3 protein-coding genes are annotated in these 1,990 nt (G+C 62.0%); all 3 read right to left on the reverse strand.

The genetic code is table 11. From position 1 onward, the window contains the following. Positions 1–409: FAD-dependent oxidoreductase (locus tag LQV45_RS28470; RefSeq protein ID WP_230010319.1), on the reverse strand; the 409-nt coding region annotated here is incomplete at its 3' end. Between the two features lie 32 nt (positions 410–441). Continuing rightward, entirely contained in the window at positions 442–576 is a 135-nt protein-coding gene (locus tag LQV45_RS35720) for a hypothetical protein (protein ID WP_290370335.1), read from the reverse strand. A 112-nt stretch (positions 577–688) separates the two neighbouring features. After that, on the reverse strand, positions 689–1,297 hold the full coding sequence (locus LQV45_RS28475; RefSeq protein WP_028277301.1) for a helix-turn-helix domain-containing protein: 609 nt from the start codon (positions 1,295–1,297) through the stop codon (positions 689–691). Positions 1,298–1,990: the final 693 nt, after the last annotated feature.

The following is a 1,990-nucleotide window of genomic DNA, read 5'->3' on the forward strand; positions in this document are numbered from 1 at the left end:
AAACCGGCTTGGGGGTGGTGTGGGAGTGGAAGTCGAAGGTGCCGTAGCGGCCCCACTTGTTCCACAGTTCCTCGGAGGTCTTGCGGTCATCGGCCGGCGGGACGATCGCCAGGCCCAGTTTCTGCAGCCGCTCGACGTACTCGGAGACGATGCCGGTGACCGTGATTTCCTGGCCGTTGATCATGTCATCGAGCACCAGGACCATGCCGCCGGAGGCGAGGCCGCCCAGGGAGGAGTAGCGTTCCAGCAGCGTGACAGAGGCGCCCGAGCGGGCCGCGGTGACGGCTGCGGCCACGCCTGCGGGGCCACCGCCGACGACGAGGACGTCGGAGCGGGAGATGACAGGGGCGGTGAGGTCCGCCGTGGTGGTGCTGAGTTCCAGCGACGACATGGCTGTGGACGGGTTCATGGGGGATCCTTACTGTTTCGGCCGAAGTGCCGTTAGAGGCGTGCCGTGGGAACGGGTGCCGTTGGAACGGTGCCGGTGACGTAGAAGACGGTGACGTAGAAGACGGTGCCCGGCAGTAACGCGGCAACGCTGACCGCGAAATCGACCCGGGAGAGGGTATGACGCATCGCGGCCCGTTGCGGGGCCGTGGTGCGGGCTGTTGGAGGGGTTCCGGCGGACACCGCGGTATAGAAGAGGCGTCCGGACCGGAGAAAGGTGACGGCGGCTAGGGCCGGCGGATCACCACGCGTGAGGTGCGTTAACCCAGATTGCTACGCAGACCTCTTCGTAGCTGTTCTTGTACCAGTGGGGCGTATCCGAGGAGAAGGTGATCGAATCGCCTTCTTCCAGGGTGTACTTCTCGCCGTCCAGGAAGATGTCCTTCCGGCCGGAGAGCACGATGCCGAATTCCTCGCCGCTGTGCCGGAAAGGAGTGGCGCTGGTGTCGTGGCCTGGCGGACTCACGATCCATTGGGCCTCCAGCGCACCGTTGAGGTCCGGGGTGAGCAGTTCATAGACTGCTTCACCCACGGACTTCTTGGTGACGCCCTTGAGGTTCCGCCGCTCGGCCTTGCGGACCACGGGGGACCTGGTTTCCTCCTGTCCGAGGAAGAACTTCCCCACCGGAATGTCCAGGCCATGTGCCAGCTGCGCCAAGGTGGTGAAAGAGGGATTGGCCAGGCCGCGTTCGATCTGGCTGACGATCGCCGGGCTGAGGCCAGTGACTTCCGAGAGCTTCGCAAGGGTCATTCCTTTGTCCTTGCGCATGTTGCGGACCTTGTTGCCGACGGTGGCAAGAAGGACGCTTGTGCCGGCGGGGGAATGTCCCGTGACGATTTCGTTGGTCATGCTCCGACTCTCTCTTGGTGAGCTAACACACATAACTATAGTGAAAACTTTTAGCGAATCAAGGTTTTAGTGAATATTTTTACGGTTCCGGACCGAATCTGCGCCTGACGTGGGGCTTTGTAATCCGGCCCGGGCCCGGCCTGCTGCGGGCGGACGGGACTTCTCCGAAAACCATTGACTCTGTGAAGATCTTCAATATAGTTGTGTGAGCCGCAACACTTTTGGGAAGAACGCTTCAAACAGGTTAGGGCGCACAGCCTTCTGGCGGAAGGTGCATCCGACCCGCAAACACGTTCCTTTCCTTAAGCCAAGCTGCCGTGACATCTGCCAAGCCATCCGCAGAGCACGATGTTGGCCGGTCACCAGGGACCAGTTCCTTGTTGCCGAGCTGGATGGCCCGTTTGCATTCAAGCGCTACGAAGAGGCATGCGTAGCTATCTGGGCTAACTCGCCTCCCATGTGGTGAGCCGGTCCCGCCCCGCGGACCAAGCCAAACGATAGTTTCGATTGCCGGCGACCCCAACAGGGGTGCCCGCCGGCAATCCGTACCCTCACGCACCCCGAAAGTGCGGGGGAAGGAAAAAGGAATCATGACTGACACTGTCGTCAAGACTGACCTGGAGACCGGCCGCAAGTCCCGGCTATCTCCGGAAGTCCGCCGGGGACTGCTCGGCCTTGGACTTGGAAACACCC

Source organism: Microbacterium sp. Bi128 (genome assembly GCF_918698205.1).

Excerpts from the sequence above, each read along its gene's own strand:
- LQV45_RS35720 (WP_290370335.1), bottom strand. The coding sequence starts at position 576 with ATGCGTCATACCCTCTCCCGGGTCGATTTCGCGGTCAGCGTTGCCGCG.
- LQV45_RS28475 (WP_028277301.1), bottom strand. The coding sequence starts at position 1,297 with ATGACCAACGAAATCGTCACGGGACATTCCCCCGCCGGCACAAGCGTC.